The sequence below is a fragment of the Mycobacterium sp. G7A2 genome (genome assembly GCF_041902445.1).
GTDB lineage: Bacteria > Actinomycetota > Actinomycetes > Mycobacteriales > Mycobacteriaceae > Mycobacterium.
Map to the genome: position 1 here is coordinate 562,393 of NZ_CP169251.1, position 24,915 is coordinate 587,307.

Here is a 24,915-nt window from a genome sequence, read left to right on the forward strand (position 1 = left end):
GTCGGGTGACGACGCGGCTTAACCCTAGACGAGGGATACCCTGCTCTACAGGGGTGGCTCGGGTTGTCGATCGAGGGCAGGAGAAACATGCGGCCCACTCGGTGGCAACGATCCACCTATGTGGTGGTGGGGGCGGCGGTAGCGCTGCTGGTCGCGGCGGTGGTCGCCGCCGCCGCGGTGGTGGCGTCCCGCCAGACCGGCGACGAGGTGGCCGTCGAGCCGGCTCCACCGCCGGCCACCGCCGAACCCGAGGTCGTCCCGGTCTCCACGGACGCGGCCGCCCCGACCCCGCGCGGCCTGGCCCGCGTGCTGGCGCCGGTGCTGGCCGACCCGAACCTGGGCAGGTTCACCGGCCGCATCACCGACGCGATGACCGGGGAGGAGCTGTGGGCGCTCGGCGCCGGGATCCCGATGCAGCCTGCTTCGACGAACAAGCTGCTCACCGCGGCGGCGGCGCTGCTGGCGCTGGACCGCGAGGACCGGCTGACCACCCGTGTGGTGTCCGACACCCCCGGAACGGTGGTCCTCGTCGGCGGCGGCGACCAGACGCTCTCGGCCGCCCCGCGAGGCCAGGAGAGTTGGTACCGCGACGCCGCGCGCATCGTCGATCTGGCCGACCAGGTGCGCCGCAGTGGTTTCGCGGTCAACCGGGTGCAGGTCGACGTCAGCGCGTACGCCGGTCCGACGATGGCGGTCGGGTGGGATCCGCTGGACATCGACGGCGGCGACATCGCGCCGATCGAACCGGTGATGCTCGACGGTGGCCGCACCCAGCCGGTCAGCGTGGAATCGCGGCGCTCGAAGACGCCCGCCCTGGACGCCGGCCGCGCCCTGGCCGTGGCACTGGGTGTCGACCCGAACACGGTGACGGTGCTGCCCCGGGACCGCAGTGTCGACGGCACCGAGATCGCCTCGGTGCAGTCGCCGCCGCTGATGCAGCGGCTGCGCGACATGATGAACTTCTCCGACAACGTGATGGCCGAATCCATCGGCCGTGAAGTGGCGGTTGCGCTGAACCGGCCGGCCAGCTTCGACGGCGCCGCCCGGTCGGTGCTGGCGACGCTCGACGACGCCGGCATCGACATCTCGGGAGCGCGGTTGTTCGATTCCAGCGGTCTGTCGGTGGACGACCAGTTGACCGCGCTGACCCTCGACGAGATCGTCACCGCCGCCGTCGGGGACTCGGCGCCGGCGTTGCGGCCGCTGGTGGACCTGGTGCCGATCGCCGGGGGCAGCGGCACGTTGTCCAACCGCTACCTCGACACCGCGGCGGCCGGCTATCTGCGGGGCAAGACCGGTTCGCTGACCGGCACCAACACCCTCACCGGGTTCGTCACCGACAAGAGCGGGCGGGTGTTGACGTTCGCGCTGATGTCCAACGACGCCGGGCCCACCGGGCGCACCGCGCTCGACGCCTTCGCCGCGACGCTGCGGTCCTGCGGGTGCGCCGCATGAGCCGGCAGAGCGGCACCGGCTTCAACGTGGGCCGTGCGGTCGACTGGAACCTCGCGGCGACACTCGGCGGCAAGCTGGCCCGGCCGGAACCCGCGGCCACCGACTACACCCGCCGCCAGGCCATCGACCAACTCGGCGAGGCGGCGCGGGCCGCCGAGATCCCGGTGCGGGAAGTGACCGGGCTGGCCGAGGGCGGCGACGTCCCCGAAGCGCGAATCGTCAACCGCCCGGAGTGGATTCATGCCGCCACCCGCTCGATGCGGGTGATGACCGGCGGCCCGGCCGACGACACCGGCAAGCCGCGGATGATCAGCGGACGCGTCGCGGGAGCGCAGACCGGCGCGGTGCTGGCGTTCGTGTCGTCGGGCATCCTGGGCCAGTACGACCCGTTCGCAGCCGGTGGCGGTGAGCTGCTGCTGGTCTATCCCAACGTCATCGCCGTCGAACGCCAGTTGCGCGTCGCCCCAGCCGATTTCCGGATGTGGGTGTGCCTGCACGAGGTCACCCACCGGGTGCAGTTCCGGGCCAATCCGTGGCTGGCCGACCTGATGTCGGAGTCGCTGGCAGTGCTGACCGAGGACGGCGGTGACGACGTCACCCAGGTCGTCGGGCGGGTCGCCGGTTACGTGCGCGACCGTCGCACCGGGCCCAGTCGGACAGCGACCAACGGTCACCCATCAGAACCCGGCTCGTCCGGGGTGCTGGGGTTGTTGCGCGCGGTGCAGTCCGAACCGCAGCGCCGAGCCCTCGACCGCCTGCTGGTGCTGGGAACCCTGCTCGAAGGCCACGCCGACCACGTCATGGATGCCGTCGGTCCCGCGGTGGTCCCGTCGGTGGCCACCATCCGGCGCCGCTTCGACGACCGTCGTCAACGTCACCAGCCGCCGCTGCAACGGCTCATGCGGGCCCTGCTCGGCATCGACGCGAAGATGAGCCAGTACACCCGGGGCAAGGCGTTCGTCGACGCCGTCGTGGCCGAGGTGGGGATGGCGCGGTTCAACACGGTGTGGTCGAACGCCGAGACCCTGCCGCTGCCCAGCGAGATCGACGAGCCGCGGCGATGGATCGACCGGGTGCTCTAGCCGACCTGCGGGCCGCCGTGACCCGCTTCGCCGGCGAGCACATCCCGCGCGACTCGGGGTGGTGCGTGGCGTTGTCCGGAGGACCGGATTCGTTGGCGCTGACCGCGGCGGCCGCCGCGCTGAGGCCCACCACGGCGCTGATCGTCGATCACCAGCTGCAGCAGGATTCGGCCGAGGTGGCCCGCACCGCCCGGGCCCAGGCGCTGACGCTGGGCTGTGTCGCGGCCCGCGTCCTGCGCGTGGAGGTCGGCGCCGTCGGCGGTCCGGAGGCGGCGGCCAGGTCGGCACGCTACGCGGCACTCGACGAGGCGCGCGCCGGGGCGGCCGTACTGCTCGCGCACACCCTCGACGACCAGGCCGAGACGGTCCTGCTGGGCCTCGGACGCGGCTCGGGCCCGCGGTCCATTGCGGGCATGCGCAGCTACGACCCGCCCTGGGGTAGGCCCCTTCTGGGGGTGCGCCGCGCCGTCACCGCGGCGGCGTGCGCCGAGTTGCAGCTCACCCCCTGGTCGGATCCGCACAACACCGACGCGCGCTTCACCCGGGTCCGGCTGCGCACCGAGGTGCTGCCGCTGCTCGAGGACGTCCTCGGCGGTGGTGTCGCCGAAGCCCTGGCCCGCACCGCCGACGCGCTGCGTGCCGATGGTGAGGTGCTCGACGTGCTCGCCGCCCAGGTGCTCGACCGCGCGTGCCGCGCCGACGGCCTGGCGGTGTCCGAACTGACCGGGGTGGCGCCCGCGGTGCGGCGCCGGGTGCTGCGCGCGTGGCTGCTGGCGGGCGGGGCCCGCGGGCTCACCGACCGCCACATCCGTGGCGTCGAGGCGCTGGTGAGCGCCTGGCACGGGCAGGGCGGGGTGGCGGTGCCCGGCAGCCACCCCGGCCACCGGCTGTTCGCGGCGCGGCGGGCCGGGACACTGACGCTGCACATCGAGCCGGTGCGACGCACTGCGTCGGCCGGGCCGCAGCTGCCCAGCTAGGCTGTCCCCGTGCCTGCGCATCCTGCGGAGCTGTACCCCGGGGACATCAAGTCGGTGTTGCTGTCGGAGGAGCAGATCCAGTCGAAGACCGCCGAACTCGGAGCGCAGATCGGCGCCGACTACCAGGATGCGGCGGCCCGGCAGGACCTGCTTCTGATCACCGTGCTGAAAGGGGCGGTGATGTTCGTGACCGACCTGGCCCGGGTCATCCCGCTGCCGACCCAGCTGGAGTTCATGGCCGTCAGCTCCTACGGTTCGTCGACCTCGTCGTCGGGGGTGGTGCGCATCCTCAAGGACCTCGACCGCGACATCCACGACCGGGACGTGCTGATCGTCGAGGACATCGTCGACTCCGGCCTGACGCTGTCCTGGCTGCTGCGCAACCTCGCCACCCGGCATCCCCGCTCGCTGCAGGTGTGCACGCTGCTGCGCAAGCCCGAAGCGGTGCGCGCCGATGTCGACATCACCTACGTCGGCTTCGACATCCCCAACGAGTTCGTCGTCGGTTACGGCCTCGACTACGCCGAGCGCTACCGCGACCTGCCCTACATCGGCACCCTCGACCCGAAGGTGTACGAGGACCCGTAAGAAGCGCAGTATGTTCCGTGTGACCCACACGGCTCTGCGCATCTGCCCCTTCTGTGAGGCGACCTGCGGTCTGACGCTGACCATCGAGGACGGCCGGGTGGTCGGCGCCCGGGGCGACCAGGAAGACGTCTTCAGCGCCGGCTACATCTGCCCCAAGGGGGCCAGCTTCGGTGAGCTGGACAACGATCCGGACCGGTTGACCGCACCGCTGGTGCGTCGTGACGGCGTGCTGAGCGAGGCGTCCTGGGAGGAGGCGTTCGCCGCGGTCGACGAGGGCCTGTCCGCCGTGCTGGCCGAGCACGGCGGCACCTCGGTCGGCGTCTACGTGGGAAACCCGAACGCGCACACCGTCGCCGGCGCGTTGTATCCGCCGCTGATCATCCGCGGGCTGGGCACCCGCCAGGTGTTCTCGGCGAGCACGCTGGATCAGATGCCCAAACACGTTGCGCTGGGACTGATGTTCGGCAGCCCGGTGGCGTTCACGGTGCCCGACCTCGACCGCACCGACTACCTGGTGATCATCGGCGCCAACCCGCTGGTGTCCAACGGTAGCCTGGCCACGGCCGCGGACTTCGGTGGCAAGCTGCGCGCGCTGAAGCGTCGCGGCGGCCGGCTGGTGGTGATCGACCCCGCCCACACCCGCACCGCCGCGCTCGCCGACCGTCACCTGGCGCCGCGTCCGGGTACCGACGCCGCGCTGCTGTTCGCGCTGGTGCACGTGCTGTTCGACGAGGACCTCGTCGATCTCGGAGAACTCGCCGACCACATCACCGGCCTCACCGAGATCCGCGCGCTGGCCGACGACTTCGCCCCCGAGGCCGTTGCCGCGTACTGCGGGATCGACGCCGACGAGATCCGCGTGCTGGCCCGGGAACTGGCCGCGGCCCCCTCGGCGGCGGTGTACGGGCGGATGGGCACCTCCACCGTCGAATTCGGCACGGTGGGCAGCTGGCTCGTCGACGTCGTCAACGTGCTGACCGGCAACCTCGACCGACCCGGTGGCGCGATGTTCCCGCTGTCCCCGGTGGCCCCCGCCCCGCGCGGTCGTCGGCCCGGCCGCGGCTTTCTGACCGGCCGTTGGCGCAGCCGGGTGTCCGGGCACCCCGAGGCGCTGTCGGAGCTGCCCGTTGCCGCACTCGCCGAGGAGATCGAAACCCCCGGCGACGGCCAGATCACGGCGATGATCACCATTGCGGGCAACCCGGTGCTGTCCGCACCGGACGGCGACCGACTCGACCGGGCGCTGACCGGGGTGGGGTTCATGGTGAGCGTCGACCCGTATCTCAACGAGACCACCCGGCACGCCGACGTGATCCTGCCCCCGCCGCCGCCCTCACAGAGCCCGCACTTCGACTTCGCGCTGAACAACCTCGCCGTGCGCAACAACGCCCGTTACTCGCCGCCGGCGCTGCCCCTGCGGGACCGGCCCGACGAACCGGAGATCCTGTCGCGCATCGCGCTGGTCATCTACGGCATCGGGCACGGCGGCGATCCCCGTTCGGTCGACGAGCAGGTGATCGCGACCACGCTGGCCAAGGAGAGCGCCGACGCGGGATCCCCGGTGGCGGGGCGCCCCGTCGAGGAGCTGACCGCGATGCTGGCCGACGGGCCCGGTTACGAGCGTCGGCTCGACATGATGCTGCGGCTGGGCGCCTACGGCGACGCGTTCGGCGCCCGCCCCGACGGCCTGACGCTGGCGACGCTGAAGTCTGCGCCGCACGGCATCGACCTCGGACCGCTGCAGCCACGCCTGCTCGACGTGCTGCGGACCCCGTCGGGTCTGGTCGAGCTGGCTCCGCCGCAGCTGATCGACGATGCGGGCCGACTCCGCGACGCGTTGAGCCGGCCGGAGGAGCGGTTCGTGCTGATCGGGCGGCGTCACCTGCGCTCCAACAACAGCTGGATGCACAACCTGCCGGCCCTGTCGGGCGGCAGCAACCGGTGCACGCTGCAGATGCATCCCGATGACGCCGCCGAGTTGGGCGTCTCCGACACCGCCGTGGTCAAGGGCCCGGGCGGCGAAGTGGTCGTGCCCGTCGAGATCACCGAGGACATCCGGCGCGGCGTGCTGTCGCTGCCGCACGGCTGGGGTCACGACCGCGCCGGCACCGGCCAGCGGTTGGCCGCCGGCCATCCCGGCGTCAACGCCAATCAGCTCAACGACGGTTCGGTGCTGGACCCGCTGTCGGGGACCGCGGTGCTCAACGGCATTCCGGTGGTCGTGGGCCCGGCCGCCGAACGCAGCGGCGCACCGGTCAGCTGAGCTCCCAGATCACCGTCACCGAGAACCCGACGGTCTGCTGTCCGGGCTCCAGCGGCACCGCGGCCTCCATCGCGCCCCGCGGCACCGGCATCGGGATGGGGGGTGTGGTGCCGGCCGCTTCGGAGATCGAGATCACCTTGCCCAGGCTCATGCCGGCCAACTCGGCGTACTGTTCGGCGCGGTCCTCGGCGTCTTCGAAAGCCCGTGCGCGGGCGTCGCGCACCAGCTGCGAGTCGTCCTCGATCGAGTAGCTGATCGAGTTGATGCGGGTGGCGTTGCCGCCGGTCTCCACGATCAGCCCGATCGCGTCGGACGCCTGGTCGAGGTTGCGGATCTTCACGTTGATCGAGTTGGTCGCGCGGTAGGCGGTGATCGTGTTGTCCTCGGGCCCGAACTGCGGCTGCAGGTTGGCCTCCGTGGTGGCGATGTCGGTGCGGTCGATGCCCAGACCGATCAGCTCGTCGATCACCGCCTGCTGGCGTTCGTTGGTCTGGTTCATCGCGGTGGTGGCGTCGGGGGCGAGGAACTCCATCGACGCGTTGATCGTCAGTGTGTCCGGGGTGCCCTGAACCTGTCCCGCGCCCACCACCGTCACCTGCCGGGTATCGGAATCGGGAGTCAGCCCGGCGGCCGGCCCCGACTGCGAGTCACACCCGGCCAGCGCCAGCATCGCGAGGGCGGCCGCGCCGGCGGCGAGAAGACGGGTCCGGACAGGTTTGGTGGTCGCGGCGATCGGCATGGCCGCCACCCTAACTTCCGGCGGGCAGCGACCCGAGGAAGTCGCGAAGCAGGCTGGTCACCTCGGCGGGCCGTTCCTCGGTCAGCCAGTGGCCGGCTCCGTCGATCAGCACTTCGCGGTAGTCACCGGTGACGACCTCGCCGGCCCGGTGCCGCGGCGTGTAGGCCAAGGTGGCGTCGGCGCTACCCCCGATGAACAGGGCGGGCACGGTGATCGTCGGCGCGGCCGGGTCGGCGGTCAGCTCCCAGTTGCGGTCGAAGCACCGGTACCAGTTCAGCGGGGCGCTGAATCCGCCGCGGGTGAACTCCTCGACGTACACCTGGAAGTCGTCGGGGGTGATCCAGTCGGGCAGCTCACCGGGCTCGGGGATGCGGGCGAGGAATCCTTGCGGGCCCGGCGCGAGCATGCGCTGCGCGGCGAGTTCGTCGCCGCCTTGTGTGGTCGCGAACAGCCGCCGGAACGTGGTCGCCGGATCGGCGGCCAGCTCGGCGTCGGCAGGCCCGGGTTCCTGGAAGTAGAGGATGTAGAAGAACCGGTCGCCGAACAGCCGCCGGAAGGCCTGCGTGGTCGGGACCTTGGGGCGGGGCACCGGGGGCAGGCTCAACCCGGCCACCGCGCGGAACCGCTGCGGATACAGCAGAGGTGCGGCCCAGGCCACCACCGCGCCGAAGTCGTGGCCCACCAGCACGGCCTGCTCGGCGCCGACAGCGTCGAGCAGCCCCACGACGTCGGCGGACAGTTCGGCCACGTCGTAGGCCTCGACCGCGGCCGGCTTGTCGGAGCCGCCGTAGCCGCGCTGGTCGGGGGCCAGCACGCGGTAGCCGGCGTCGGCCAGGCCGCGAATCTGGTGGCGCCACGAGAACGCGAGTTCGGGGAAGCCGTGACAGAGCACGACCACAGGTGCGCCCGGTTCACCGGCCTCGGTCACCCGCAGGCGCACCCCGTTGGTGGTCACCATCTGAGATCGCACAGCCATCACCCAACCACGATGGGGACAACCGGGAACCGCCGAACGTTGGTCTAGCGTGGTCAGGCGGTAGCCTTGACTACTCAAGCTGCGCGTATCGGAAGGATTTGGCCGGCGGTCGCCCACCGGCGTCAGGTATCGATGAACCGAACTCACGTATGAACCGCAAGAATGTGATCCGCACGCTCACGGTGATCGCCGTGGTGCTGCTGCTCGGGTGGCTGTTCTTCCGCATCAGCGACGACACCCGCGAATACACGAACGTCGACACCTCGGTCGCCGTCGCGCAGATCAATGACGACAACGTGACCAGTGCGCAGATCGACGACCGCGAGCAGCAGTTGCGCCTCGAGCTGAAGAACGGCAACAGCGACACCGAGGACAGCACCAAGATCATCACGAAGTACCCGACCGGGTACGGGGTGACGCTCTTCGAGCAGCTGAGCGCCAAGGGCGCCAAGATCAACACGGTCGTCAACCAGAGCAGCATGCTCGGCACCCTGCTGATCTACATGCTGCCGCTGCTCCTGCTGGTCGGCCTGTTCGTGATGTTCTCGCGGATGCAGAGTGGCGGCCGGATGGGCTTCGGCTTCGGGAAGTCCAAAGCCAAGCAGCTCTCCAAGGACATGCCCAAGACCACGTTCGCCGACGTCGCCGGTGCCGACGAGGCGGTCGAGGAGCTCTACGAGATCAAGGACTTCCTGCAGAACCCGAGCCGCTACCAGGCGCTCGGTGCCAAGATCCCGAAGGGCGTGCTGCTGTTCGGTCCGCCCGGCACCGGCAAGACGTTGCTCGCCCGGGCCGTCGCCGGCGAGGCGGGGGTGCCGTTCTTCACGATCTCGGGCTCGGACTTCGTCGAGATGTTCGTCGGCGTCGGCGCGTCGCGCGTGCGCGACATGTTCGAGCAGGCCAAGCAGAACAGCCCGTGCATCATCTTCGTCGACGAGATCGACGCCGTCGGCCGCCAGCGCGGCGCCGGCATGGGCGGCGGCCACGACGAACGCGAGCAGACGCTGAACCAGTTGCTGGTCGAGATGGACGGGTTCGGCGACCGCCAGGGCGTCATCCTGATCGCCGCCACCAACCGGCCCGACATCCTCGACCCGGCCCTGCTGCGGCCCGGCCGCTTCGACCGCCAGATCCCGGTGTCGGCCCCGGACCTGGCCGGCCGCCGCGCGGTGCTGCGGGTGCATTCGCAGGGCAAACCGCTGGCCGAGGACGCCGACCTCGACGGGCTGGCCAAGCGCACCGTGGGTATGTCCGGTGCCGACCTGGCCAACGTCATCAACGAGGCCGCGCTGCTCACCGCCCGCGAGAACGGGACGATCATAACCGGGGCTGCGCTGGAAGAGGCCGTGGACCGTGTGGTCGGCGGCCCGCGCCGCAAGAGCCGCATCATCAGCGAGCACGAGAAGAAGATCACCGCCTACCACGAGGGCGGGCACACGCTGGCGGCGTGGGCGATGCCCGACATCGAACCGATCTACAAGGTGACGATCCTGGCGCGCGGCCGCACCGGCGGTCATGCGATGGCGGTGCCCGAGGACGACAAGGGGCTGATGACCCGCTCGGAGATGATCGCCCGTCTGGTGTTCGCGATGGGTGGACGTGCCGCCGAGGAGCTCGTCTTCCGTGAGCCCACCACCGGTGCCTCGTCGGACATCGACCAGGCCACCAAGATCGCCCGCGCCATGGTCACCGAGTACGGCATGAGCTCCAAGCTCGGCGCGGTGCGCTACGGCTCCGAGCACGGCGACCCGTTCCTGGGCCGCACCATGGGCACCCAGGCGGATTACAGCCACGAGGTGGCCCGCGACATCGACGACGAGATCCGCAAGCTGATCGAGGCAGCCCACACCGAGGCCTGGGAGATCCTGACCGAGTACCGCGACGTGCTCGACACCCTCGCCGGCGAGCTGCTGGAGAAGGAGACGCTGCACCGCGTCGAGCTCGAGGCCATCTTCTCGGACGTCAAGAAGCGGCCCAGGCTGACGATGTTCGACGATTTCGGGGGTCGCGTGCCGTCGGACAAGCCGCCCATCAAGACGCCGGGGGAGCTGGCCATCGAGCGGGGCGAACCGTGGCCCAAACCGGCACCGGAGCCGGCCTTCAAGACGGCGATCGCCCAGGCGTCGCGCGCGGCCGCCGAGGCGGCGCACCGCAACGGCGGCAACGGTGCAGGCCCCAACGGGTCCTCCGGTTCGCAGGGTGCGCCGGCCAACGGGGCCAAGCAGCCCGACTACGGCGCCCCGGCGGGCTGGCACGCACCGGGCTGGCCGCCGCGCGACAGCGGACAGCACGAAGGCGCACCCCAGCAGCAACCCCAGGGTTACTGGTACCCGCCGCCGCCCGGATGGCAGCAGGGCCCACCTCCGCCGTATCCGGGATATCCGCCGTATCAGCACCATCCGCAGCACGGGCAGCCCCAGCACGGCGGGTCGGCTCCGGGTCCCTCCCAGGACCAGGGGCAGGACGGCGACGGGGGTCACGAGGGCCCCGCGAACCGCGGCTGACCCGCGACGCACCAGGCTGATCACTGAACGGAGACTCCGATGACGCAGTCGCAGAACAACTCGGCCACGCTCACCCCTCCGGCCTTCGACCAGGCACGCGCCGAGGCCGCGGTGCGCGAACTGCTGATCGCCGTCGGTGAGGACCCCGACCGGCACGGACTGGTGGACACGCCCGCGCGGGTGGCGCGGGCCTACCGCGAGATATTCGCCGGGCTCTACGTCGACCCCGACGAGGTGCTCAACACCACCTTCGACGAGCAGCACGACGAGTTGGTGCTGGTCAAAGACATCCCGATGTACTCCACATGCGAACACCACCTGGTCTCGTTCCACGGTGTGGCGCATGTCGGCTACATCCCGGGCGTCGACGGCCGGGTCACCGGGTTGTCGAAACTGGCTCGGGTGGTCGACCTCTACGCCAAGCGCCCCCAAGTGCAGGAGCGGTTGACCGGCCAGATCGCCGACGCGCTGATGCGCAAACTGGACCCGCGCGGGGCCATCGTGGTGGTCGAGGCCGAGCATCTGTGCATGGCGATGCGCGGCATCCGCAAGCCCGGGGCGGTGACCACGACGTCGGCCGTGCGCGGGCAGTTCAAGACCGACAACGCGTCGCGCTCCGAAGCCCTGGATCTGATCTTGAGAAAGTGACCCCGGCCAGCCTTCCCCCCGCCACACCCGGGCCCGTGCAGGTGATGGGGGTCGTCAACGTCACCGACGACTCCTTCTCCGACGGGGGTTTGTTCCTCGATCGGGACCGGGCGGTCAGCCACGGTGTCGAATTGGTTGCCCAGGGTGCGGCCATCGTCGACGTCGGCGGCGAGTCCACCCGCCCCGGTGCCACCCGGATCGATCCCGACGTGGAAACCGCACGGGTGCTACCCGTGGTCGAACAGCTTGCCCAGCAAGGGATCACCGTCAGCATCGACACGATGAACGCGGGGGTGGCGCGCGCCGCGCTGGAGAACGGCGCGCACATCGTCAACGACGTCTCGGGCGGCCGGGCCGATCCGGACATGGTCCGGGTGGTCGCCGAAGCCGGTGTGCCCTGGGTGCTGATGCACTGGCGTTCCGTCGGCGCCGAACGCCCACACGAGGTTCCGCGTTACGCGGACGTCGTCGCCGAGGTGCGTGACGAGCTGCTCGCGGGCGTGGACGCCGCGGTCCGCGGCGGCGTCGACGCCGCCAACCTGATCATCGACCCGGGTCTGGGTTTCGCCAAGACAGCCCAACACAATTGGGCGCTGCTCGCGGCACTGCCCGAGTTGGTCGAGACCGGGATCCCGGTGTTGGTGGGCGCTTCCCGCAAACGGTTCCTCGGCACGCTGCTGGCGGGTCCCGACGGTCAGCCGCGTCCGCCGGATGGCAGGGAGACCGCCACCGCGGTCGTCTCGGCGCTCGCCGGCTGGCACCACGTGTGGGGGGTACGCGTGCACGACGTGCAGGCCTCGGTCGATGCGCTGGCTGTGGTCGGCGCGTGGCAACAGGCGGGGGAGCAGGGGCGTTGACCGATCGGATCGAGCTGCGCGGCCTGCGGGTTCGCGGCCACCACGGTGTCTTCGACCACGAGCGTCGAGACGGCCAGGAGTTCGTCGTCGACATCACCGTATGGCTCGATCTGGATGTGGCGGCGGCCAGCGACGATCTGGCCGACACCCTCGACTACGGGGGCCTCGCGCAGCGAGCCGCCGACATCGTCGCCGGTCCACCGCGTCAGCTGATCGAGACCGTGGCGGGCGAGATCGCCGATGGCGTCATGGCGGACGAACGCGTGCATGCCGCCGAGGTCGTGGTGCACAAACCCAGCGCGCCCATCCCGCTCGAGTTCGCCGACGTGGCGGTGGTCGCACGACGGTCCCGCCGGGGCGGCCGGGGCGGCGGGTGAGGTTCTCGTGAGCTCCGTCGTGTTGTCCATCGGGTCGAATCTCGGTGATCGGTTGGCCCGTCTGCAGTCGGTACTCGACGGTCTGGACGGCGCGGTCGGGGCGGTGTCGCCGGTCTACGAGACCGACGCGTGGGGCGGCGTCGAGCAGGGCGCGTTCCTCAACGCCGTCGTACTCGCCGAGGATCCCGGGCTCGACGGCCCCGGCTGGTTGCGCCGCGCACACGAACTCGAGGACGCCGCAGAGCGGGTCCGTGACCAGCGGTGGGGACCGCGCACCCTCGACGTCGACCTGGTCAGTTGTCATGGGCCGGACGGCGAGATCACCAGCGCCGACGCCGAGCTCACGTTGCCGCACCCGTATGCGCACGTCCGGGCGTTCGTGCTGGTGCCCTGGCTCGACGTGGACCCGACGGCGACGCTGAGCGTCGCGGGTGAGCCGAGGCCGGTCGCCGAGCTGCTGGACGCGCTCGACGAGCAGGAGCGGGCCGGTGTGCGCCGCACCGGGCACGTGCTGCGGACGGGACGCCGATGGGGCTGACCCGGAAGCGTGATCTGACCCTCGCCGTGGTCGTCACCGGGCTGCTGGGTTACCTGCTGGTGCGGGCGGTGTACCGGTACTTCCCACCGCTGACGCTGTGGACCGGGGTGTCGCTGCTGGGGCTGGCTGCCGTCATCGCGGGGTGGGGCTTCCTGGTGCGCGCCCGGATCCGGGACGGCGAGATCGGCGTCGGGGGCGGCCGGCTGCATCCGCTGGCGGTGGCCCGCTCGGTGGTGATCGCCAAGGCGTCGGCGTGGATGGGCAGCGTCGTGCTGGGCTGGTGGCTGGCCGTGGTGGTCTACCTGCTGCCGCGGCGATCCGAGCTGCGGGTGGCCGCTGAGGACACCCCGGGCGCGGTGGTGGCAGCGCTGTGCGCGCTGGCGCTGATCGTGGCGGGGTTGTGGCTTCAGCATTGCTGCCGCTCTCCCGACGATCCCGCCGAAGACGCCGATCCGGCGCCGAACTGAGCGAATCCGTCAGTGCGCGGGCCGAATCGCCGTCCGGGTCGACACGCGAGACGACCTGTGGCGGGTACAGTCGCCCCATGACCGATCCGACCCGCGGCGCCCGGCTCCGGCGCGGCGGACGCCGGCCCGGTTGGATCCTGATGACAGTGTTGCTGGTGCTGGCCATCGCGGCGAGTTCGGCGCTGGTTTTCACCAACCGGGTCGAACTGCTCAAGCTCGCAGTGATTCTCGCGCTGTGGGCCGCGGTGGTCGCCGCCTTCGTCTCGGTGATCTATCGCCGTCAGAGCGACAGCGATCAGGCCAAGGTGCGTGATCTGAAACTCGTGTACGACCTGCAGCTGGACCGGGAGATCTCGGCGCGTCGGGAGTACGAGCTGTCGGTGGAGGCGCAGCTGCGCCGTGAGCTGGTCGCCGAACTGCGTGCCCAGCAGTCCGATGAGGTTTCGGCGCTGCGCGCCGAGTTGGCCGCACTGCGGGCCAATCTGGAGTTCCTGTTCGACGCCGACCTGTCGCACCGGCACGCCATCGAGGCCGACCGCAGCCCGGACGCAGGACCGTGGACGCCCCGCAGCGACACCGCCGGCCGGGTCAGCAGCAGCCGCATCGACACCGAGGGCACCGCCGACGAGGGTTACGCCGAGGTCGAGGAGGTCGATCCGCACACCGAGGAGAGCCCGATCATCGATGTGCCGGCCGAACCGCATCCGCCCGAGGGGGAGCGCCCTGCGGCGGCCACCGAACCGCGCGGGTCGCACCGACGGTCGGGCGACGACGGTTCGCGGCGGCACCGCGCCGATCAGGAGGTCCGGTCGCAATGGGCCCCGCAGGCCCCGTCCCGCCCCGCGGGACCAACGCCACCCCCGGCTGCCGCCCCGCCCCCGACGGCCGCACCCCCGACAGCTCCGCCTCCGCCCGGGCCCGCGCCGCAGTACCCGTGGCTGCCGCCGCCCGCTGCTCCGCGCACCGACCGTCCCGCGGCTCCGGCCGCCCGGCAGTGGCAGCCGGCCCCGGCCGAGGGGCAGTGGCGGCCTGCCGGAGAGCCGGGCAGTCACTGGGCGGCCGAGCCCGAGTCGTCCGAGCCCGAGCCGGCCGAGCCGGATGCGTATGTGGGCCGCCGCCGCGCCGCGGAACCGCAGGAGGACATCGGACAGGGTCCGCGCGGCCGCCACTACGCCGGTGGCGACGCGGCAGAACCTGAACCTGTCACCGAGGAGTCGGCGGACGACCAGGAGGCAGACGAGCCGCAGGACGGCGCCCACACCGGTGGCCAGTCCGTCGCCGACCTGATGGCCCGGCTTCAGGTCACGCCCTCGGGCGGTGGCCGGCGCAGACGCCGCGACGATTGAGCTAGGCTCGTGGCGACCGTCCGGTACCCGCAGCGCGGGACCGGAACGCTGGTGTTCAGCGATGACGCCCAGGAAATCTGCGAGGTCCTCTGCGATGCTGCAGTCCCCCGCCGGCGGGGGTGCACCCCACCCGGCTGACCGGGGCGGACTCCGCCCTGCCCGACTCACGGTCGGCGTGATCTCGGCGGGTCGCGTCGGTACCGCCCTCGGGGTGGCGCTCGAACGTGCCGAGCATGTCGTCGTCGCGTGCAGCGCCGTGTCGAAGGAGTCACGCGGGCGCGTCGCACGCTGGCTGCCGGACACCGCTGTGCTGCCTGTCGACCAGGTCGCCGGTCGGGCTGAGCTGCTGGTGCTGGCTGTTCCCGACGCCGAGTTGCCCGCTTTGGTGGCCGGGCTGGCCGCCACCGGCGCAGTCCGTCCGAACACGATCGTGGCGCACACCTCCGGGGCCAACGGCATCGCGGTCCTGGCGCCGCTGTCCGAGCAGGGGTGCATCACGCTGGCCATCCACCCCGCGATGACGTTCGCCGGCACCGACGAAGACGTCGACCGGCTACGGGGGACCTGCTTCGGGGTCACCGCGGCCGACGAGATCGGCTATGCCATCGCCCAGTCGCTGGTGCTGGAGGTCGGTGGGGAGCCGTTCCGGGTCCGGGAGGACGCCCGCACCCTGTACCACGCCGCGCTGGCCCACTCGAGCAACCACGTGGTGACGGTGCTGCTGGACGCGGTGGAGGCGTTACGCGCCGCGCTGTCGGGGCAGGAGCTGCTCGGGCAGGACGCCGTCGGCGACGCTCCCGGCGGACTCACCGAGCGGATCATCGCCCCGCTGGCCCGCGCCTCTCTGGAGAACGCGCTGCAGCGGGGGCAGGCCGCGCTCACCGGGCCCGTCGCGCGGGGTGACGCCGGCGCGGTCGCCGGCCATCTGCGGGCGTTGGCCGAGGTGGATCCCGATCTGGCCGAGGCCTATCGCACGAACTCGTTGCGGACGGCTCAGCGCGCACACGCCCCGGAGGACGTCTTCGAGGCCCTGGCGGAAGCAGGACAGCGATGAACATCGGTAGGACCCCGAAATTCGCTGCGGGGGAGCTCAACGTCTACGCACGTCCCCGCGACGTCGCAGGCGTCACGAAGGCTCTGCGCGCCACCGGGCGCCGTATCGTGCTGGTGCCCACGATGGGCGCCCTGCACGACGGGCATCTGACGCTGATCCGCGCCGCCCGCCGGGTGCCGGGTGCCGTCGTCGTGGTGTCGATCTTCGTCAACCCGTTGCAGTTCGGGGCGGGCGAGGACCTCGATGCTTACCCGCGCACGCTCGACGACGACCTCGACGCGCTGCGGGCCGAGGGCGTGGAGATCGCGTTCACCCCGACTGCCGACGACATGTATCCGCACGGCACCCGCACCACCGTGGTGCCCGGACCGTTGGGTGCCGAGTTGGAGGGCGCTTCGCGGCCAACGCATTTCGCCGGGGTATTGACCGTCGTGCTGAAGCTGTTCAACACGGTGCGACCCGACCGCGCCTACTTCGGCGAGAAGGACTACCAGCAGCTGACGCTGATCAGGCAGATGGTCGCCGACCTCGACCTGGGTGTCGAGGTTCAGGGCGTGCCGATCGTGCGTGAGTCCGACGGGCTGGCGATGTCCTCGCGCAACCGCTACCTCGACCCGGTGCAGCGCGAGCAGGCGGGCGCGCTGTCGGCGGCTCTGCTGGCCGGCATGTATTCGGCGGCGCAGGGGGTCTCCGCTGCGCTCGACGCGGCGCGCGGGGTCCTCGACGAGGTGCCCGCGCTGGAGGTGGACTACCTCGAGCTCCGCGATCCGGCGCTGGGTGCCGCACCCGCCGAGGGGCCGGCGCGGCTGCTGGTGGCGGCCCGGCTCGGACACACCCGCCTGATCGACAACATCGCCGTCGATGTCGGGGCCAGCGCCGGCATCGACGGTCATCCGCGGACCGCATCCGGTGACAGTCACGAACTGCCTTGGAGGAATTGATGTTACGGACCATGCTGAAATCCAAGATCCACCGCGCCACGGTGACCCAGGCCGACCTGCACTACGTCGGCTCGGTCACCGTCGACGCCGATCTGATGGAGGCGGCGGATCTGCTCGAGGGGGAGCAGGTGACGATCGTCGACATCGACAACGGTGCCCGCCTGATCACCTACGTGATCACCGGCGAACGGGGCAGCGGAGTGATCGGCATCAACGGCGCTGCCGCCCATCTGGTGCATCCGGGAGACCTGGTGATCCTGATCGCGTACGGCACCATGGAGGACGCCGAGGCGCGCACGTACCAGCCGAAGGTGGTGTTCGTCGACGCGGACAACCGGCAGATCGACCTGGGCTCCGATCCGGCGCACGTCCCCGCGGACGCCTCCGAGCTGATTTCGCCGAGGTGACGTAGGTGCTCCTCATGATCGATGTCCGCAACACCCACACCGTGGTCGGGTTGATCTCCGGGTCGGGTGAGCACGCCAAAGTCGTGCAGCACTGGCGCATCCGCACCGAAGCGGAGGTGACCGCCGACGAGCTGGCGCTCACCCTCGACGGGCTCATCGGAGACGATGCCGAGCGGTTGACGGGTGCGGCCGGGCTGTCCACCGTCCCGTCGGTGCTGCACGAGGTGCGTGTGATGCTCGACCAGTACTGGCCGTCGGTCCCGCACGTGCTGATCGAACCCGGTGTGCGCACGGGGATTCCGCTACTGGTCGACAATCCCAAAGAGGTCGGTGCCGACCGCATCGTCAATTGCCTTGCGGCCTATCAGAAGTTCGGCACCGCCTCGATCGTGGTGGACTTCGGCTCGTCGATCTGCGTGGACGTGGTCTCGGCCAAGGGTGAGTTCCTCGGCGGTGCCATCGCTCCGGGTATCCAGGTGTCCTCCGATGCCGCAGCGGCGCGTTCGGCGGCCCTGCGCCGCGTCGAGCTCACCCGGCCCCGTTCGGTGATCGGCAAGAACACCGTCGAGTGCATGCAGGCCGGTGCCGTGTTCGGTTTCGCCGCCCTGGTGGACGGATTGGTGAATCGAGTGCGTGAGGATGTCGACGGCTTCGGCGGCGACGACGTCGCGGTGGTGGCCACCGGGCACGGCGCCCCGTTGGTGCTGGCCGATCTGAACACCGTGCAGCACTACGACCAGCACCTGACTCTGGACGGTCTTCGGCTGGTGTTCGAACGCAACCGCGACAGCCAGCGGGGCAAATTGCGGCAGGCGCGCTGACCGCACGCCTTCAACGGCCTGTCAGAAAAACGTGTGGACCAGGTCGGTCACCCGGTCGTCGTCGTCGAGGACCGGGATCACCCGCCACTTGTCGAACACCGTGCACGGGTGCGAGATGCCGAAGCGCAGCCAGGCACCCACCTCAGGAGCATCCTCGGGCCGGACCGTGAGATAGGCGTGTTGGTCGTTGAGGCGGTCGACGGTGGCGCCGGCGAGGTCCAGCGGCACCGGGAGACCTGAATCGAACGCGACGTCGCGGCGTCCCATCGTCAGCACCGCCGACTCGGGCTCCGGTCGCGACATCACCTGCGCATGCATCTCCAGCGCCGGCCGCAGCCCGGCGCCGCCGTCTCGGGTCAGGGGTGACGTGCGCGCGTACAGGCCGTGGTCGTGGGTGAGATAACACCCGCTGCGCAGCACGGTGCGCAGTGCCGAGCCCGCCGGCCAGTCGGTCAGTGCGGCGGCGACGGCGTCGAAGTACGTACTCCCGCCGGCGCTGACCAGGGCGGTGTCGGTCTCGAAGAGCGGCGTCAGCCGCAGCGCCGCCGCGCGCAGCGCCCCGAGATGGTCCTGCACCGCGGCCAGAGCCCGGTCCGTCAACTCGTGTCCGAGCGCCGCTTCGTACCCGGCGACACCCACCAGCCGGAGCCTGGGCGACGCGACGACCGCGCGGGCCACCTCGTCGACGCTGCGCGGGTCCCGGCAACCGGTGCGTCCCCCGGGCAGGCCCAGCTCGACGCAGACGTCCAGGGGGCGGGTCGCCCCGCGCAGCGCCGCGGTCATCAGCTCGACCCCGCGCACGGAGTCCACCCAGCAGGTGAACTCCAGGTGGGGGTCGGCATCCAGTTGGGCGGCGGTCCACCGCAGCGCGGCGGCGTCGACGAGCTCGTTGGCCAGTATCAACCGCTGCACGCCGAAGGCCCGGTAGACCGCGGCCTGACCGGCGGTGGCCACCGTCACCGCGTATGCTCCCGCGTCCAGTTGCCGCGCCGCCAGTTGGGGAGACATGTGGGTCTTGCCGTGGGGAGCCAGCTCGACACCGTGCTGGCGGCACCACGTCGCCATCTTGGACAGGTTGTGGGTCAACGCCGCGTCGCGCAGCACGCAGACGGGCCCGAACGGGTCCGCCTCGAACAACACCGGAGCCGACGTGATGACCTCCGCGCCGGTGCGGCCCCACCACGCCGGGGGGATTCCCTTGTGTGACCAGTCCAGTGTGCGCTCGGACACGCTGCGCACCGCAGCATGGTCGATCGGCGGGTGGGCGGGCACAGTCATCTGTTCATTTAAGCTGGCACGTCGTGACTGACGTTTCCCGCGACCCCGACGCCGACGCAATCCCCGAGCAGTTCCGGATTCGTCAGGACAAGCGCGAACGGCTGCTCGCCGAGGGGCACGATCCCTATCCCGCCGAGGTGGCCCGTACCCACACCCTGGCCGAGCTGCGCGCGGCCTATCCGGACCTGCCCACCGACTCCGCTACGGGCGAACAGGTCGGCGTCGCCGGCCGGGTGATCTTCGCCCGCAACTCCGGGAAGCTGTGCTTTGCGACCTTGCAAGAGGGTGACGGAACGCAGCTGCAGGCCATGATCAGCCTCGACCAGGTCGGGCAGGAGGCGCTCGATGCCTGGAAGACCGAGGTCGACCTGGGTGACATCGTGTTCGTCCATGGCGAGGTGATCAGCTCCCGCCGCGGGGAACTGTCTGTGCTGGCCGATTCCTGGCAAATGGCATCCAAGGCCCTTCGGCCCCTACCGGTCGCGCACAAGGAGATGAGCGAGGAGGCCCGCGTCCGCCAGCGCTACGTCGACCTGATCGTGCGCCCGGAGGCCCGCACGATCGCCCGGCAGCGTGTTGCGGTGGTGCGGGCAGTGCGCTCGGCGCTGGAGCGCAGGGGTTTCCTGGAGGTGGAGACGCCGATGCTGCAGACGCTGGCCGGCGGCGCGGCCGCGCGTCCCTTCGTCACGCACTCCAATTCCCTCGACGCCGATCTGTACCTGCGCATCGCTCCGGAACTCTTTCTGAAGCGGTGTGTCGTCGGTGGGTTCGACCGGGTTTTCGAGTTGAACCGGGTGTTCCGCAATGAAGGTGCAGATTCGACACATTCACCGGAATTCGCGATGTTGGAGACATATCAGGCCTACGGCACCTACGACGATTCCGCCGTCATCACTCGTGAACTAATTCAAGAGGTCGCCGACGAGGCGATCGGAACCCGGCAGGTCTCTTTGCCCGACGGCAGCGTCTACGATCTCGACGGGGAATGGGATTGCATTCAAATGTATCCGTCTTTGTCGGAGGCGCTCGGCGAGGAGATCACGCCGGAGACATCCGCGGAGCGTCTATGGCAGATTGCTGATGCGCTAGAAGTCGAGATTCCTCGCGATCGTGGCTTTGGTCACGGAAAATTGGTGGAGGAACTCTGGGAATTCAAGGTCGGTGAGACGTTGTGGGCGCCGACTTTTGTCCGGGACTTCCCGGTGGAAACCACGCCGTTGACAAGGGAGCATCGCAGCATCCCGGGCGTGACGGAGAAATGGGATCTCTACGTCCGTCACATCGAGCTCGCCACGGGCTATTCCGAGTTGATCGATCCGGTTGTCCAGCGGGAACGGTTCGAGGCGCAGGCCCGCGCCGCGGCAGCCGGCGACGACGAGGCAATGGCGTTGGACGAGGATTTCCTGGCCGCGCTCGAGTATGCGATGCCCCCGACAACAGGAACGGGAATGGGTATCGATCGGTTGTTGATGGCGCTGACAGGACTGTCGATTAGGGAGACCGTTTTGTTCCCGATTGTTCGCCGTCACGGCAACTGAACCGGCTCGATTCATGCGTTGTTGAATGAATTGTTCTTTTGTGGCACATTGGTGCCCGAGGGGCGGGTCTTATTCATAGCACGCAGAAGGAAGCACCAGTAATGGCCAAAAAAGTCACTGTCACGTTGGTCGATGATTTCGACGGCGAGGGTGCCGCAGACGAGACGGTGGAATTCGGACTCGACGGCGTCAGCTATGAGATCGACCTCTCCGCCAAGAACGCCGCGAAGCTGCGCAATGAGCTCAAGCCGTGGCTGGAGGCCGGCCGCCGCGTCGGCGGTCGCCGCCGCGGGCGTGCCGTCGGCACCGGGCGCGGCCGCGCCGCGATCGACCGCGAACAGAGTGCGGCGATTCGCGAGTGGGCCCGCCGCAACGGCCACAACGTCTCCACCCGTGGGCGGATTCCCGCCGACGTGATCGACGCTTTCCACGCGGCAACGTAGGCCAAGGTTGCCGGGCACTGCTGGGTGCCCACTCCGTTCGCTGCGGGCGAACCCGCCGTCGCCGGGCGTCGGAAACGAATCGCTGTCCTGCCGCGTTGGTCCTACCAGCGCCGGATAGTCAACAGATGCCGAGCCGGGTCCGGTCCAGTCAGGGGCCGACAGGCGGGGCAGTCCGCGTCGCCGCCCATTAGAGTGGACGGCAGGTGCACAGTGCTCCTCGAGTTCGCCGGATGAGCTCGGCGGGATTGCGGCGCACCTACCTATGCGATGGAGAGCAGGTAACCACGGATGTTCGAAAGATTCACCGACCGTGCGCGTCGGGTTGTCGTCCTGGCTCAGGAAGAAGCCCGGATGCTCAACCACAACTACATCGGCACCGAGCACATCCTGCTGGGACTCATCCACGAGGGTGAGGGCGTGGCCGCCAAGTCACTCGAATCGCTGGGCATCTCGCTGGAGGGTGTGCGCAGCCAGGTCGAGGAGATCATCGGTCAGGGCCAGCAGGCGCCGTCCGGTCACATTCCGTTCACCCCGCGCGCCAAGAAGGTGCTGGAGCTGAGCCTGCGCGAGGCGCTGCAGCTCGGCCACAACTACATCGGCACCGAGCACATCCTGCTGGGCCTGATCCGCGAGGGCGAAGGCGTGGCCGCGCAGGTGCTGGTCAAGCTCGGCGCCGAGCTGACCCGGGTCCGTCAGCAGGTCATCCAGCTGCTGTCCGGCTACCAGGGCAAGGAGACCGCCGAGGCCGGCACGGGTGGCCGTGGCGGCGAGACCGGCAACCCGTCCACCTCACTGGTGCTCGACCAGTTCGGCCGCAACCTGACCGCCGCCGCCATGGAGGGCAAGCTCGACCCGGTCATCGGCCGGGAGAAGGAAATCGAGCGGGTCATGCAGGTGCTGAGCCGGCGCACCAAGAACAACCCGGTGTTGATCGGCGAGCCCGGTGTCGGCAAGACCGCCGTCGTCGAGGGCCTGGCGCAGGCCATCGTGCACGGTGAGGTCCCGGAGACGCTGAAGGACAAGCAGCTCTACACCCTCGACCTGGGTTCGCTGGTGGCTGGCAGCCGCTACCGCGGTGACTTCGAGGAACGCCTGAAGAAGGTGCTCAAGGAGATCAACACCCGCGGCGACATCATCCTGTTCATCGACGAGCTGCACACGTTGGTCGGTGCGGGCGCCGCTGAAGGTGCCATCGACGCGGCGAGCATCCTCAAGCCCAAGCTGGCCCGCGGCGAGCTGCAGACGATCGGCGCCACCACGCTCGACGAGTACCGCAAGTACATCGAGAAGGACGCCGCCCTGGAGCGCCGCTTCCAGCCGGTGCAGGTCGGCGAGCCGACGGTCGAGCACACCATCGAGATCCTCAAGGGCCTGCGCGACCGCTACGAGGCGCACCACCGCGTCTCGATCACCGACGGTGCCATGGTGGCGGCCGCGACGTTGGCCGACCGCTACATCAACGACCGCTTCCTGCCGGACAAGGCGATCGACCTGATCGACGAGGCCGGTGCGCGGATGCGCATCCGCCGGATGACGGCGCCGCCAGACCTGCGCGAGTTCGACGAGAAGATCGCCGACGCGCGCCGGGAGAAGGAGTCCGCGATCGACGCGCAGGACTTCGAGAAGGCGGCAAGCCTGCGCGACCGTGAGAAGCAGTTGGTCGCGCAGCGTGCCGAGCGGGAGAAGCAGTGGCGCTCGGGTGATCTCGACGTCGTCGCCGAGGTCGACGACGAGCAGATCGCCGAGGTGCTGGGCAACTGGACCGGTATTCCGGTGTTCAAGCTCACCGAGGAGGAGACCACCCGTCTGCTCCGCATGGAGGACGAGCTGCACAAGCGGATCATCGGCCAGGAGGACGCCGTCCGGGCGGTTTCGAAGGCCATCCGGCGCACCCGCGCCGGCCTGAAGGATCCGAAGCGTCCCTCCGGCTCGTTCATCTTCGCCGGTCCGTCCGGTGTCGGTAAGACCGAGCTGTCCAAGGCGCTGGCGAACTTCCTGTTCGGCGACGACGACGCGCTCATCCAGATCGACATGGGCGAGTTCCACGACCGCTTCACCGCGTCACGGCTGTTCGGTGCGCCTCCCGGGTACGTCGGCTACGAAGAGGGCGGGCAGCTCACCGAGAAGGTGCGCCGCAAGCCGTTCTCCGTGGTGCTCTTCGACGAGATCGAGAAGGCCCACCAGGAGATCTACAACAGCCTCCTGCAGGTGCTCGAGGACGGTCGCCTGACCGACGGTCAGGGCCGCACGGTGGACTTCAAGAACACCGTGTTGATCTTCACCTCGAACCTGGGCACGTCCGACATCTCCAAGGCGGTCGGGCTGGGCTTCTCGCAGGGTGGCGGTGAGAACAACTACGAGCGGATGAAGCAGAAGGTCAACGACGAGCTCAAGAAGCACTTCCGTCCGGAGTTCCTCAACCGTATCGACGACATCATCGTCTTCCACCAGCTGACTCAGGACGAGATCATCAAGATGGTCGACCTGATGATCGGCCGGGTCGCCAACCAGCTCAAGGGCAAGGACATGGCGATCGAGCTGACCGACAAGGCCAAGGCCTTGCTGGCCAAGCGGGGCTTCGACCCGGTGCTGGGTGCACGTCCGCTGCGGCGCACCATCCAGCGTGAGATCGAGGACCAGTTGTCGGAGAAGATCCTGTTCGAGGAGGTCGGTCCGGGTCAGCTCGTCACGGTCGATGTCGAAGGCTGGGACGGCGAAGGTGCCGGCGAGGACGCCAAGTTCACGTTCGCCGGTAGCCGCAAGCCGAGCGGTGACTCCGAGCCCGACTTGGCTCAGGCCGGGGCCGGAGGTGCGACCGCGGAGTAACGCTCGGCGTTATTGCTCGAGCGATTCCTCGGTGTGTATCTCGGCCAGGATTGTCTGCAGGTAGGTGCGCACGAAACCGGCGAACAGATCGTCGGCAGTGGCGTCGCCGATTGCCGAAAGGGCGCGGGTCAGCGCCGGATGCTTGTCAGCATCGGGTGTTGGCCCGCGCCCTTTCGGCGTGTAATCGGCGGAACTCTCGGCCAGCACGGCCGCTCCGATCGTCATCGCGGTCAGCGCGTCGACGATGCGGACGTGGTAGCCGGGCGGCACGCCCGCGGCCGCCAAGAACTGACACAGCACTTCGTACTGGTCGAACACGCCGTCTTTGGGCATGAACTGGATGATGAGCGGCGCGCAGTTCGGATGCCGCAGGATCCGTCGGCGCAACTGCATCGACTGCGCCACGAAAAACTCCGTCCACTCTGAGGCCGCGGGGAGGAGCGCCGGCGGCTCGTCCCCGGCGGAGATCTGGCGTGCAATTTCTGCCAGCAGCGCCTCGCGGTCAGCGAAATGCCGATAGAGCGCGGAGGTGCGCACGGCCAGCACGGCAGCCAGCTTGGGCATGCTGAAGTGTTCCAGCCCGCCTTCATCGATCAACGTGATCGCGGCGTCGACGATCCTGCCCCGACTCAGCGGCGGCCGGCGACTTTTCACGCTTCCACTGTCCCAGGTAGTCGATCCGCACACGCCAGGTGCATCCACCGGTCGAGGGCCGTCATACCTGGAGAATTCTGTCAGCAAACAAAGCAGCGATTCGTGACGAACCGCCGCAAAGCTAGTGAAAACCTTT

General features: G+C 69.8%; 23 protein-coding genes. 19 read left to right on the forward strand and 4 right to left on the reverse strand.

What is annotated here, in order from left to right:
* The first annotated feature begins 87 nt into the window (after positions 1–87).
* From dacB to ACEWX3_RS02750, 5 genes are read left to right on the forward strand one after another with little or no spacing between them, the layout of a single operon-like run.
* Positions 88–1,455, forward strand: a complete 1,368-nt coding sequence (gene dacB / locus ACEWX3_RS02730) for a D-alanyl-D-alanine carboxypeptidase/D-alanyl-D-alanine-endopeptidase (RefSeq protein WP_374158629.1) — start codon at positions 88–90, stop codon at positions 1,453–1,455.
* The gene (locus tag ACEWX3_RS02735) at positions 1,452–2,537 is read left to right on the forward strand and encodes a zinc-dependent metalloprotease (protein WP_374158630.1); all 1,086 of its coding nucleotides are present in this window, start codon (positions 1,452–1,454) and stop codon (positions 2,535–2,537) included. Before dacB ends, ACEWX3_RS02735 begins: the two co-directional genes overlap by 4 nt.
* Complete coding sequence (tilS, locus tag ACEWX3_RS02740) at positions 2,516–3,514, forward strand: tRNA lysidine(34) synthetase TilS (RefSeq protein ID WP_374158631.1); 999 nt, start codon at positions 2,516–2,518, stop codon at positions 3,512–3,514. Before ACEWX3_RS02735 ends, tilS begins: the two co-directional genes overlap by 22 nt.
* A gap of 9 nt (positions 3,515–3,523) precedes the next feature.
* Complete coding sequence (gene hpt / locus ACEWX3_RS02745) at positions 3,524–4,102, forward strand: hypoxanthine phosphoribosyltransferase (protein ID WP_152518954.1); 579 nt, start codon at positions 3,524–3,526, stop codon at positions 4,100–4,102.
* 19 nt (positions 4,103–4,121) lie between these two features.
* A complete protein-coding gene (locus ACEWX3_RS02750; protein ID WP_374159768.1) occupies positions 4,122–6,365 on the forward strand; it encodes a molybdopterin-dependent oxidoreductase in 2,244 nt (747 codons plus the stop codon).
* On the opposite strand, the gene ACEWX3_RS02755 is transcribed toward ACEWX3_RS02750, so the two are convergent.
* Together ACEWX3_RS02755 and ACEWX3_RS02760 are read right to left on the reverse strand one after the other, a co-directional pair.
* On the reverse strand, positions 6,358–7,104 hold the full coding sequence (locus tag ACEWX3_RS02755; RefSeq protein WP_207068135.1) for an SIMPL domain-containing protein: 747 nt from the start codon (positions 7,102–7,104) through the stop codon (positions 6,358–6,360). The two genes, ACEWX3_RS02750 and ACEWX3_RS02755, sit on opposite strands and share 8 nt — an antisense overlap.
* A gap of 10 nt (positions 7,105–7,114) precedes the next feature.
* The gene (locus ACEWX3_RS02760) at positions 7,115–8,080 is read right to left on the reverse strand and encodes an alpha/beta fold hydrolase (RefSeq protein WP_374158632.1); all 966 of its coding nucleotides are present in this window, start codon (positions 8,078–8,080) and stop codon (positions 7,115–7,117) included.
* Between the two features lie 149 nt (positions 8,081–8,229).
* Between ACEWX3_RS02760 and ftsH the strand changes: the two genes are divergently transcribed.
* From ftsH to ACEWX3_RS02815, 11 genes are all read left to right on the forward strand, one after another.
* A complete protein-coding gene (ftsH, locus tag ACEWX3_RS02765; protein ID WP_374158633.1) occupies positions 8,230–10,584 on the forward strand; it encodes an ATP-dependent zinc metalloprotease FtsH in 2,355 nt (784 codons plus the stop codon).
* Positions 10,585–10,623: 39 nt separating this feature from the next.
* On the forward strand, positions 10,624–11,232 hold the full coding sequence (gene folE / locus ACEWX3_RS02770; RefSeq protein WP_152518950.1) for a GTP cyclohydrolase I FolE: 609 nt from the start codon (positions 10,624–10,626) through the stop codon (positions 11,230–11,232).
* A gap of 44 nt (positions 11,233–11,276) precedes the next feature.
* Positions 11,277–12,089, forward strand: coding sequence for a dihydropteroate synthase (gene folP, locus ACEWX3_RS02775; protein ID WP_207068174.1), 813 nt, complete (start codon positions 11,277–11,279; stop codon positions 12,087–12,089).
* Positions 12,086–12,466 carry a dihydroneopterin aldolase gene (gene folB, locus ACEWX3_RS02780; RefSeq protein WP_207086039.1) on the forward strand — a complete coding sequence of 127 codons (381 nt, stop codon included), beginning with the start codon at positions 12,086–12,088 and terminating at the stop codon, positions 12,464–12,466. The genes folP and folB overlap by 4 nt, the downstream gene beginning before the upstream one ends.
* A 7-nt stretch (positions 12,467–12,473) precedes the next feature.
* On the forward strand, positions 12,474–13,004 hold the full coding sequence (gene folK / locus ACEWX3_RS02785) for a 2-amino-4-hydroxy-6-hydroxymethyldihydropteridine diphosphokinase (protein ID WP_207086038.1): 531 nt from the start codon (positions 12,474–12,476) through the stop codon (positions 13,002–13,004).
* Entirely contained in the window at positions 12,995–13,471 is a 477-nt protein-coding gene (locus tag ACEWX3_RS02790; protein ID WP_207069461.1) for a DUF3180 domain-containing protein, read from the forward strand. Before folK ends, ACEWX3_RS02790 begins: the two co-directional genes overlap by 10 nt.
* 77 nt (positions 13,472–13,548) lie before the next feature.
* A complete protein-coding gene (locus ACEWX3_RS02795; RefSeq protein WP_374158634.1) occupies positions 13,549–14,817 on the forward strand; it encodes a DUF6779 domain-containing protein in 1,269 nt (422 codons plus the stop codon).
* 94 nt (positions 14,818–14,911) lie between these two features.
* The gene (locus tag ACEWX3_RS02800; protein ID WP_207085952.1) at positions 14,912–15,871 is read left to right on the forward strand and encodes a Rossmann-like and DUF2520 domain-containing protein; all 960 of its coding nucleotides are present in this window, start codon (positions 14,912–14,914) and stop codon (positions 15,869–15,871) included.
* On the forward strand, positions 15,868–16,812 hold the full coding sequence (gene panC / locus ACEWX3_RS02805; RefSeq protein ID WP_207065093.1) for a pantoate--beta-alanine ligase: 945 nt from the start codon (positions 15,868–15,870) through the stop codon (positions 16,810–16,812). The genes ACEWX3_RS02800 and panC overlap by 4 nt, the downstream gene beginning before the upstream one ends.
* On the forward strand, positions 16,812–17,219 hold the full coding sequence (panD, locus tag ACEWX3_RS02810; protein ID WP_207065094.1) for an aspartate 1-decarboxylase: 408 nt from the start codon (positions 16,812–16,814) through the stop codon (positions 17,217–17,219). The genes panC and panD overlap by 1 nt, the downstream gene beginning before the upstream one ends.
* Positions 17,220–17,224: 5 nt before the next feature.
* Positions 17,225–18,040 carry a type III pantothenate kinase gene (locus ACEWX3_RS02815; protein WP_207065095.1) on the forward strand — a complete coding sequence of 272 codons (816 nt, stop codon included), beginning with the start codon at positions 17,225–17,227 and terminating at the stop codon, positions 18,038–18,040.
* A 21-nt stretch (positions 18,041–18,061) separates the two neighbouring features.
* Here the strand turns inward: ACEWX3_RS02815 and ACEWX3_RS02820 are convergent, their stop codons facing one another.
* Positions 18,062–19,318: an alanine racemase gene (locus ACEWX3_RS02820; RefSeq protein WP_374158635.1), complete on the reverse strand. Its 1,257-nt coding sequence runs from the start codon at positions 19,316–19,318 to the stop codon at positions 18,062–18,064.
* A gap of 23 nt (positions 19,319–19,341) precedes the next feature.
* Here ACEWX3_RS02820 and lysS point away from each other — a divergent pair, with 23 nt between their 5' ends.
* From lysS to clpC1, 3 genes are all read left to right on the forward strand, one after another.
* Positions 19,342–20,856 carry a lysine--tRNA ligase gene (gene lysS / locus ACEWX3_RS02825; protein WP_374158636.1) on the forward strand — a complete coding sequence of 505 codons (1,515 nt, stop codon included), beginning with the start codon at positions 19,342–19,344 and terminating at the stop codon, positions 20,854–20,856.
* 101 nt (positions 20,857–20,957) lie between these two features.
* Entirely contained in the window at positions 20,958–21,299 is a 342-nt protein-coding gene (lsr2, locus tag ACEWX3_RS02830) for a histone-like nucleoid-structuring protein Lsr2 (RefSeq protein WP_207065097.1), read from the forward strand.
* Positions 21,300–21,587: 288 nt separating this feature from the next.
* Complete coding sequence (gene clpC1 / locus ACEWX3_RS02835; RefSeq protein ID WP_374158637.1) at positions 21,588–24,125, forward strand: ATP-dependent protease ATP-binding subunit ClpC; 2,538 nt, start codon at positions 21,588–21,590, stop codon at positions 24,123–24,125.
* Positions 24,126–24,134: 9 nt separating this feature from the next.
* Here clpC1 and ACEWX3_RS02840 read toward each other — a convergent pair whose 3' ends face one another.
* Positions 24,135–24,827 (reverse strand): TetR family transcriptional regulator, encoded by a 693-nt coding sequence (locus ACEWX3_RS02840; protein WP_374158638.1) that lies wholly within the window; start codon positions 24,825–24,827, stop codon positions 24,135–24,137.
* Between the last annotated feature and the right edge of the window lie 88 nt (positions 24,828–24,915).

What these genes read in the sequence shown, in the direction of transcription:
- dacB (WP_374158629.1), top strand. Translation starts at nt 88, where the DNA reads ATGCGGCCCACTCGGTGGCAACGATCCACCTATGTGGTGGTGGGGGCG.
- ACEWX3_RS02735 (WP_374158630.1), top strand. Translation starts at nt 1,452, where the DNA reads ATGAGCCGGCAGAGCGGCACCGGCTTCAACGTGGGCCGTGCGGTCGAC.
- tilS (WP_374158631.1), top strand. Translation starts at nt 2,516, where the DNA reads ATGGATCGACCGGGTGCTCTAGCCGACCTGCGGGCCGCCGTGACCCGC.
- ACEWX3_RS02755 (WP_207068135.1), bottom strand. Translation starts at nt 7,104, where the DNA reads ATGCCGATCGCCGCGACCACCAAACCTGTCCGGACCCGTCTTCTCGCC.
- ACEWX3_RS02760 (WP_374158632.1), bottom strand. Translation starts at nt 8,080, where the DNA reads ATGGCTGTGCGATCTCAGATGGTGACCACCAACGGGGTGCGCCTGCGG.
- ftsH (WP_374158633.1), top strand. Translation starts at nt 8,230, where the DNA reads ATGAACCGCAAGAATGTGATCCGCACGCTCACGGTGATCGCCGTGGTG.
- folE (WP_152518950.1), top strand. Translation starts at nt 10,624, where the DNA reads ATGACGCAGTCGCAGAACAACTCGGCCACGCTCACCCCTCCGGCCTTC.
- folP (WP_207068174.1), top strand. Translation starts at nt 11,277, where the DNA reads ATGGGGGTCGTCAACGTCACCGACGACTCCTTCTCCGACGGGGGTTTG.
- ACEWX3_RS02790 (WP_207069461.1), top strand. Translation starts at nt 12,995, where the DNA reads ATGGGGCTGACCCGGAAGCGTGATCTGACCCTCGCCGTGGTCGTCACC.
- ACEWX3_RS02795 (WP_374158634.1), top strand. Translation starts at nt 13,549, where the DNA reads ATGACCGATCCGACCCGCGGCGCCCGGCTCCGGCGCGGCGGACGCCGG.
- ACEWX3_RS02800 (WP_207085952.1), top strand. Translation starts at nt 14,912, where the DNA reads ATGCTGCAGTCCCCCGCCGGCGGGGGTGCACCCCACCCGGCTGACCGG.
- panC (WP_207065093.1), top strand. Translation starts at nt 15,868, where the DNA reads ATGAACATCGGTAGGACCCCGAAATTCGCTGCGGGGGAGCTCAACGTC.
- panD (WP_207065094.1), top strand. Translation starts at nt 16,812, where the DNA reads ATGTTACGGACCATGCTGAAATCCAAGATCCACCGCGCCACGGTGACC.
- ACEWX3_RS02820 (WP_374158635.1), bottom strand. Translation starts at nt 19,318, where the DNA reads ATGACTGTGCCCGCCCACCCGCCGATCGACCATGCTGCGGTGCGCAGC.
- lsr2 (WP_207065097.1), top strand. Translation starts at nt 20,958, where the DNA reads ATGGCCAAAAAAGTCACTGTCACGTTGGTCGATGATTTCGACGGCGAG.
- clpC1 (WP_374158637.1), top strand. Translation starts at nt 21,588, where the DNA reads ATGTTCGAAAGATTCACCGACCGTGCGCGTCGGGTTGTCGTCCTGGCT.